Annotated in this window: 1 protein-coding gene; it reads right to left on the minus strand. The window is 43.6% G+C overall.

Annotated features, from left to right (window positions below; genetic code table 11):
* Positions 1 to 3: 3 nt before the first annotated feature.
* On the minus strand, positions 4 to 9054 hold the full coding sequence (locus tag GLIP_RS21315) for a hybrid non-ribosomal peptide synthetase/type I polyketide synthase (RefSeq protein ID WP_008843516.1): 9051 nt from the start codon (positions 9052 to 9054) through the stop codon (positions 4 to 6).

The following is a 9054-nucleotide window of genomic DNA, read 5'->3' on the forward strand; positions in this document are numbered from 1 at the left end:
ATTTTAATTCTTCTTTATTTGAAATGCGTTTTCGTACATACCCGCAATTTGCCCAACCGTTTGTTGAAACAACTCGCCAGGGTGGATACGCACACCTGTTTGGGCTTCAATCTTATCTACTACCTTCATCGACAACAATGAATGACCACCGAGGTCAAAAAAGTTATCGTAAGCGCCTACTCTAGTCATGTTGAGAACACTGGCAAAAACACCTGCGACCAAACGCTCAGCATCACTTTGCAGGGCATCATCATGAGCTGCAGAATGTTCTTCAAAAACAGGTTCTATCAAGGCCTTTCGGTCGATTTTATTGTTTGGCGTCATCGGATATTCGGGCAACCAAATATAAGCTGCAGGTAACATGTAGTCAGGCAAATTGACGTTTAGAAATTCGCGTAAAGTTTGATTACTAGGTGTTTCTTCATCTGCAGCAATTAACCAACTGACTAAGCGTTTATTTTCGGCCTCACCTCGAACAGCTACAACGGCATCTTTAATTAGGGCGTGTTCTCGCAAACGTGACTCAATTTCACCCAGCTCGATGCGATAACCACGTAGCTTAATTTGATTATCCATGCGACCACTGATAACGACATTGCCATCTGCTCGCCACATTGCGGCATCGCCGGTACGATAAACCTTACCGGTTTTAATTCCATTAATAGGATCAACAACGAACTGCTTGGCGGTTAATTCAGTACGTTTATAATAATCCCTAACCACACCTGTGCCACCTATTATCAGCTCTCCCACAATTCCAGGTGGCAATAAATTCATATTTTTATCAACAATATAAAATTGCGTATTGTGAATCGGTTTTCCAATTGTAATTTGCGCATCCGCATTATTTATTTGTTGTACTGACGACCATACACAGGTTTCGGTGGGTCCATACATATTCCAGAGTGAATCCACAAGAGGCAGTAGTTTTTGACACAACGCATTGGTTAACGGCTCCCCTCCACACAGTACTTTCAACTTCAATGGTGCATTCCAACCACACTGTAACAACAAACTCCAGGTTGCTGGTGTTGCTTGCATAGCTGTGGCACTCGTCTCTTTAAGAAGATTTAACAATCGATTTCCATCAGTCGTTTGTTGTTTGTCTGCGATAACCAAGTGAGCACCCACTAGCAAAGGAAGCCACAATTCCAGTACATGGATATCGAAACTGATAGTCGTTACTGCGACAAAAGTATCACTAGTTTGTAGTCCGGGTTGCTGTGCCATGCTAAGCAAAAAGTTGCTCACATTGTGACGTTCCACACGCACGCCTTTGGGTAATCCGGTGGAACCTGAGGTATAAATGATATATGCCAAATTGTCAGCCGAAACTGCCGACGGAATGAGCTCAGATGTCTTTTCTAAGTTCCACTGCGGACGACTTAAAATCTCACACTGATTTTCAGGTAACGTCGATGCTAGAGAGTCAGTCGTCAAAATTAATTTACTTTGCGAATCCCCTAACATGTAAGCAATTCTATCGCTGGGAAAACTAGGATCTAATGGCACGTAACAACCACCTGCTCGCAGCACTGCTAACATAGCGATTAACATATCAATACTGCGTTCGATATAAATTGCAACCGGTACTTCTGGTCCTACACCTAATGATTGTAGTTGCTGTGCAAGACTTGATGTCGCCTGTTGTAATTGCGCATAACTAAGAGCTTCATCACCACATTTCAATGCGGCTTTCCCACTATCGCGAGTAAAGTTCTGGCAAATCAGTTGCGCTAATTCAATCGGATTTTGCTGGCTATCCAAAAGCGGCATAGCCGGGCCTTGCCACTTTTCAATTAATGCCTGTTGTTGCGTCGGGGACGAAAGCTGCAAAGCTTGAATTGACTGACTAGCATCTTCAAGGAGTTGCTCGAGCAAGTAACTGTAGTGTTCTGCCATCGCCTGAATTCTATGGCTATCAAATAATGCGGTATTGAACTCAAACCAAGCACTTAATGAGTCTTCTTTTGCATTATTCCCTTTTTCATAAACGTATAAACTCAAATCGAATTCTGAAATGCGATTGTGCACTTCTTGAGGATGCATAGTTAACTCAGATTGATTACCTAGATTACTCTTAGACGCTGCCTGTGGAGCATTCATAAATACCATCATCACCTGAAATAATGGCGATTGACTACGATCACGTTCTGGATTTACCGCTTGCACCACTTTTTCAAACGGCACGTTTGCATGTTCATTGGCGTCCAATACCTCTGAGCGAACTGCCTTGATAAATTCAGCACAAGTTGGATTAGAAGACAAATCACTTCGTAGCACTAAGTTATTCACCAGCAGGCCGATGATACTTTCAAATTCACCTTTTGGACGGTTAGCCACTGGCGTCCCGACAACAATGTCTGTTTGCCCACTGTATTTAGATAACAGGATTTTAAATACTGCCAACATGGTCATATACACTGACACGCTCTGGGAAGCGCAGAAACCGCGAAGTTTAGCGGTTAACGAGGCTGACAAGTGAATATCGGCCTTATCGCCGACAAACGTCTGCAAAGCGGGGCGAATGCGATCTGTTGGCAACTCCAACCGAGTCGGTAAAGCGGTTAGTTTGGTGGTCCAGAAATTCAAACTTTCGGCAACGGCGTTGGAATGCATATATTCACGTTGCCACTGCGTAAAGTCTGCGTACTGGGTCACATTTAAACCCGCCAATGGTGTACGACCTGCGCATATATCTTGATAAGCGCTATCAAGTTGTTTGAAGAGTAACTGCATCGACCATGCATCGGTGATGATGTGATGAATGGTTATCAATAAAAAGTGCTTGTCGTCACTGACTTTGAGCAAACGTAGTCTCAATAATGGACCTGTTTGTAAATCAAAGGGTTGATTAAATTCACTTTCAGAGATCGCCTGAAGTTGCTTACGCATGTCACTTTGATTCAGATTCGATAACTTATCTATCGGCATTTCTACCGACATTTGGTCATGTATCACTTGTACCGGCTCTGAATGCGATTTGGCAAAAGTGGTTCTTAAGCTTTGATGAATTGCCACTACATTGTTTATTGCCCGGTGCAAATTTTGCGGCTCTAACTTGCCTTCAATACTCAATATTGAATGCTTGTTATGTAAAGTAGAGTTTTCTTCTATTTGCTCCAAAAACCATACACGTTCTTGCGCATACGATAAGGCAACTGTATTTGCTGGTGATGAGACAGGTTTAGACACTGCTTGAACAGGCAATTTTGGCTGCGTTTGCTGGGCTGGAGGAGCGACTAAAAGCTTGGCAAAATATTGATAGCGAGCTAATAGATGCTCGATAGACTCAAGCTGATGACAATGGGCACTATAACCTACGCTGATTTGTGCCTGTCCTTGCTCAATCCAAACATTAAATTCAAGTAAATGTGTGCGTTCTTGTTCAGAGTGACGGCTTGCCTGGCAAACACTGATGGGCGCAAAATCCGCATTGCGTTCACCTTGCAGTACGTTACCTTGATATAAAAACACAACTTGCGGCCGTGCAAACTCTTCTTGTGATAATCTACTTTGCGTTGTTTGCAGCGTACTTAACCCAAAACTTAATCCAGCATCGCTAGCACGTTGTGCTGTGTCGCGTACCTGTTGGATAGTGGCAATTGGATGCTGACTCGAACCAACGGTGAAAAAGGCCGGATATGCTTTGGTAAACCAACCTAAAGTGCGACTGACATCGAGTTCATCCACACTGTCCCGACCGTGCTCTTCTAACTCAACCAACATGCTTGATTGCCCGCTGAACTCTCCTAATGTTAATACTAAAGCGGCCAATAACACATCTTTTGCTTGTAACCCTTGCTTGACTAAATCTTTGGTTATACGCGCGGTGGTAAATGCATCTAACGTCACCCGATACTCTGCTGCTGAAGACACCAGATTACGTCCATTATCATAATCAACCGGTAAGCCTAATAGTTGCAAGCCGGAATATTGCTGCCAATACTTGGCTTGTTGCTGACACAAATCACTTTTTGCAAAGGTCTGTAGTGCAGTTGAATAAGCTTGGAAAGACGCAGTTTTGGGAGGCAGCAGCATCGGTTTATTGGCTTGTAAATTTTGCCAAGCACTGTTTATATCGTCCACCAGAATATGAAACGAAACAATATCTACCAACAGATGATGTACTAACAGTACTAACACTGACTGATCACTTTCGCCTTTTAACCACACAAACCGGTATAGATTGCCGCCATTCAATTGCAAAGACGCACTCTGTTTGGCCACGTGTTCATCAAGCAGTTGCGACCAGTTTTTATGTTTAAAATCATCAGCATTGAATTTTATATGCTCGAACGCTAACTCATGCTCTTCACCTTCCACAATTTGCCGCCAGCCATTTTCCTGCTGCTCAAAATGCGTTCGAAGTACATCATGTTGTAGCACGATTACCTGTAATAGTTGTTCAAGCTGCTGGGCATCAATCTGCTCTGGTGCTGACAGCTGATAATAAAGATTCCATTGATTGGGATAACTAAAATTATTGGCGAAGAACCAGTTTTGAATCGGCGTTAATGGGGTTTCGCCAACCACTAATTCTGCCGCGCTTAGCGGCTCTTCAATCGCAGACTCAGTGTGTGAAGACGGTTCTGTGCTCGCGCGTTGCTCTTGCTCCACATTGCCCAATTGATCTTCAACCAAAGCCGCTAACTCGGCTATAGTTTGATTTTCAAATACTTGCCTAGCTGTAATTTTCAAACCTTGTTGAGCAGCACGAGATGTCATCTGCAAACTAACGATTGAATCCCCTCCCAACTCAAAGAAATTGTCTTGTAATGACAACTCATCAACACCCAGTAAATCCTGCCATATACCCATTAATATGCGCTGACAGGAAGTAAGTGACGGGTCAAGTTTCTCGCTATCTAGTTCGTTGTCTTGTGCTGGCTCTATTATTTCACTGGCAATAGAGTTTTCTTCAACCAATTGCTGAAACGGATTGAGGTTGCGAGTTGACACCACGATTTGTGGCCAGTCAGATTGTAGACAACGTAAAAAGGCTTCTACTCCTTGTACGCTATCGATGCGATCATCTGCACTAGGCGCTTTAGCGTCTTGACTCATAGCACTGCCAGTCCACGCATCCCAGTTGATACTAAAAATAGGGGTCTTAGAAGGGTTCAGATCAGGATGTAGATAACCGCCAGTATTTGCCACACCGTCTAAATAATAATTGGCAGCCGCGTATTCTGCACGTCCCGGTCGGTCTATAAAAGAGGTAAGTGATGAGCACAATACGATAAAGTCCATGGGCTGATCGGCAAACGTATTGCAAAGCTGCCAAGTGCCGTGCACTTTCGACGAAAACACCTCGTCAACGGTACTATCTTGCAACATGGCAATAATGCCCCCTCCGGGAATACCTGCGGCATGAAAAATCCCATTGAGCGAACCAAATTGGGTTAGGGTTTCTTGTTTTAGCTTTTGCATAGCGGCTGGATTTGCCACATCTCCAGCAAAAACTAACACTTTCGATCCTCTAGCCCGCAGTTTTTTAACGGCTTCAATTTGTTGACTAACCCTTTCGTCCGTCGAAGACTCCGGTAGAGCCGCGCGACTAACTAAGATTAAGTTAGCCTGATAATGTTCAGCAATATAGGTTGCTAATGCTAACCCCATCGCTCCCAAACCACCGGTAATCAGATATGTACCACCGATTTTGAGTTTTGATTTATCAGCTTGAACAGGTGCTAATTGAGCTGCCTGTAGTTGCTGCACCCACCGACGGCCTATTTCATAATTAACCACTAAACTATCGTCATTTGTTCGGCATTCGTCGAGAATTCGAATAAGGTTAGGGTGAGATTCGTTGATATTAATGAATTTACAATTCACGCCTTCATATTCAGCTCGTAAACTACGCAGCAATCCTAACGGCATAAGTCGTTCAGGAGCTGTTGTGTACTGACTATTTATAGAACAAGCATGATGGCAAAGATAGTTAAATGTAAGTTCACTGAAATCTATCTTAGTAACAAGAATTTGCAGTACGCTAAGTAAATTTTTAAAAGGCTTGCCTGTGGGTACGGATGTATTTTCATCTGACACGTTTTGCTGTGAGCCAATGACTACCACGTTTGTAAATTTATTTGTGGGCGCATCATTTAACAGACTGGCTAGTAAGTTAACGTCAGTAGGCTCGGCAATTAAATGGCTAGTTATGTTACTAACACTTTGTTGCTCTAGACAGGCCACCAGCATTTTTAACGGCTCCGCGTCTTCAGCTAACAACAACCAAGACTCATCTTTGACGCTACTACTATTTGAAGCCGAAAGAGGTTGAGATTGCCAAGATGGGCTGTAAAACCAATTTTCAAAAGGCATTTTATTGGTAGCAACACCCTTTGTCGTTGCGACACTTTGTTTTACTTGGATCTCAGCCTCTGGTTCAACCCAACATAACTTGCGCGAAAAAGCATAGGTTGGCAGTGACACTCTTCGCCCAACGCTTGGCAAAAGTTCTGACGATAGATCTACACCACAAGTCCACAATTTGGCATGCGCAGCATTAAAGAACAAAGTGTCGTTGATGTTTTCCAGCGGATGCCTAAAGCTATTGATACAATTTATATTGGCTGGCTTTTCAGCATTTGAACGTAGCAACGAACACAAAGTATTGCCCGGCCCGCATTCTAAATACACACGTTGTGCATTGGACAATAAGGTTTGAGCTGCCCCAGCAAAATTAACCGATTGACGGATATTATCGAGCCAATATTGCACCGAAGTAATGGTCGATGAGTCAATCACGTCTCCCGTAACAGTAGAAACTATGTCTATTGATGGCACCTGCATCGAACACGTTCTTAATACTTGTTCAAACTCAGGCAAGATTGGCTCCATCATTTGAGAATGAAAAGCATGAGATGTATTTAAATTTTTAGCACTGACGCCCTTTTCTTTCAGTCGATTTGCCAACTCTGTCAATGCCGAGGTGGGCCCTGATACCACGCATAGCGAAGGTGAATTTATCGCAGCGATAGATAATTCTTGATTCAGCAAGGGTTTCACATCGACTACAGGTAATTGCACTGATAGCATGTTTCCAGCAGGTAAAGCTTGCATAAGTTCACCACGTTTAGTCACCAAACGTAATGCATCTTCTAAACTAAATACACCCGCGATACAGGCTGCAGCAAACTCACCTATACTGTGTCCAACCACAGTATTGGCTGTAATTCCTTTAGATTGCCACAATTTGGCTAGCGCATAACCGACGGTAAACAATGCTGGCTGGGTTATTTTTGTTTGAACCAGTTGTTCTCTAGCCGGCTCAGATTGCTCTATTTGTTCTGGGAATAACACCTTCCGGATATCAATTTCTAAATGAGGCAGTAACAATTGTGCGCAAGTATCAACATGCTGTTTAAATACAGGTTCTGTTTGATATAAATCACGTCCCATATTCACATATTGTGAACCCTGACCCGGAAACATGAAGGTGATCACCGACTCCTCTTGTGAACATTTACCGGTAACTAATTCTGGGGATTTTTCTTCGGTTAAGATAGATAATGCGTGCTGCTTAGAATTACAAATAAACGCGCGACGGTGTTCAAATTTTTCCCGACCAGAATTCAGAGTAAAGGCAATATCTTGTAACGCCCGGCCATTTTTGGCTCGGAAAGTGTCAATTAACTTCTGAGTGTAAGCATCTAAACTGCTTTTTGACTGCGCAGACCAACCTATCAAATAAGATTTTTGGTCATTTGAGGTTTGTTCATGAATTAAGTCGTCGGGGGTCTCTTCTACGATAATATGCGCATTGGTGCCACCAATACCAAATGAACTTACCGCCCCCCGGCGAGGAAAATCGTCCACTTGCCAAGGTTGGCACTTATCGTTTACATAAAATGGCGTTTTCTCAAATTGAATAATTGGGTTAGGCCGTTTGAAATTCAAACTAGGTGGCAACGTTTTATGTTTCAGCGCCAATACGGTTTTAATCAAACCCGCCACACCGGCTCCGGCATCCAGATGACCAATATTGGTTTTAACTGAGCCAACCGCACAATATTGCTTGCCTACGTCTTCACCAAAGGCTTTTGTTAGTGCCGCTATTTCAATAGGATCGCCCATAGGAGTGCCAGTACCATGGCATTCAATGTTAGAAATTGAATCCGCTTCAACATCAGCCATCAACATCGCGGTTTGAATCACCTCAACTTGGCCATCTAATCCAGGTGCGGTGTAACCTACTTTGGCCTGAGCGTCATTGTTTACTGCCGAGCCTAAAATCACTGCCTCAATATGATCGCCATCTTCTATGGCGTCGGCTAGCCGTTTAAGCACTACAATTCCGCCACCGTCCCCTTTGAGTGTGCCACTGGCGTTTTCATCAAACGCGTGGCAATGTCCATCAGGGGAATAAATCATACCTTCTTGATACTGATACCCCCAATTCACTGGCAGTGTAATAGATACACCACCAGCGAGCGCTACATCACACGATCCTGATATTAGTTGCTGGCAAGCAACATGAGTGGCAACAAGCGAGGTTGAACAAGCAGATTGCAAGGTAAAGCTTGGACCGCTCAAACCCAATTTGTAGCTGGCTCGAGTGGATAAGAAGTCGTTTTGGTTGAGTACATTTGCCTGAAAATCAGATATAGCTGCGAGCACTTTCTGGTTTTTGCGAACGTTGGCTTCCAGATAAGTGTTGGTGCTGGTTCCGGCAAAAATCCCTACCGGTACTTGCATGGAATTAGGGGCATAACCTGCATCTTCCAGAGCTTCCCAAGCAAGCTCTAAAAACAAGCGTTGCTGTGGATCCATTACCCCAGCTTCTCTAGGAGTGTAACCAAAAAACTTCGCGTCAAACTGATTATAAAAATCCACAGCACCGTGCGCTGGAACGAAATTATCCTGTTTCACTACCTCTGGATCATGCCCCAAAGCAATCAGTTCTTGTTGACTAAAACGTTGAATTGATTCAACGCCATTTTTCAGATTCTGCCAAAACGCATCCGCATTATTTGCACCAGGAAAGCGACACGCCATCCCAACCACCGCAATTTCAAATCCGCTAAAGCGTTCTTCGTCTTCTGACAT

Origin of the sequence: Aliiglaciecola lipolytica E3 (assembly GCF_000314975.1) — a bacterium.
Taxonomy (GTDB): domain Bacteria; phylum Pseudomonadota; class Gammaproteobacteria; order Enterobacterales; family Alteromonadaceae; genus Aliiglaciecola; species Aliiglaciecola lipolytica.